The sequence below is a fragment of the Thorsellia kenyensis genome (genome assembly GCF_042432445.1).
Classification (GTDB): Bacteria; Pseudomonadota; Gammaproteobacteria; order Enterobacterales; family Thorselliaceae; genus Thorsellia; species Thorsellia kenyensis.
On record NZ_JBHLXE010000106.1, the window covers coordinates 1 to 683 of the forward strand.

Consider the following 683-nt stretch of genomic DNA (forward strand, 5'->3'; position numbering starts at 1 on the left):
ATAAGTTGTTGTTTTTTATTTATTTAAGTGATTAATTTTGGTATAATTACACCTATGAAAAATCAAGCGAAATCATTCAATATAGAGGAAATTAAGCAACTCGATAAAGAGCAGCTGATTGCGCTCGTGGTTGATTTATTCAAACGCTACAACTTTGCTGAAGAAAAACTTAAAGCAATGATGATGAGAACATTTGCCCGTAAAAGTGAAGTGAATGATAAGCAATTCAATCTATTTACAGAAGAAGAGTTTTCTGAACTCGCTTCTTTTATTGAAAGCACTCACTCATGTGACTCTACTGAAGCTACTCTAGGCACATCTGAGGATGCGCCAGCAAAAGCTGAGTCGAGTACTCCCCCAAAAAAATCACGTGGTCGTAAAGTCATCAATCCCGATTTACCAAGGGAAGAACGCATTATTGATTTAGAGGATAAAACCTGTAAAACATGTTCTAGTGAAATGACGGCTATGGGTGAAGCAATTTCTGAAAAAGTTGATTTTATTCCCGCTAAAATTGTTGTCATTCGTACTAAGCGCATTAAGTACACCTGCACTTGCTGTCAAACTTTAGTTGCAGCGCCTATGCCTGCAGAAATCATTGATAAAGGCATTCCAAGTGATAACCTGCTTGCTGAGATTGTTGCTAAAAAATTCATTTACCACTTGCCTCTTTATAGGCAGCA

1 protein-coding gene is annotated in these 683 nt (G+C 37.0%); it reads left to right on the forward strand.

What is annotated here, in order from left to right:
• Positions 1 to 54: 54 nt before the first annotated feature.
• Positions 55 to 683, forward strand: a 629-nt coding sequence (locus ACFFIT_RS11110; RefSeq protein ID WP_385877741.1) for an IS66 family transposase zinc-finger binding domain-containing protein, incomplete at its 3' end; no start/stop codon positions are given.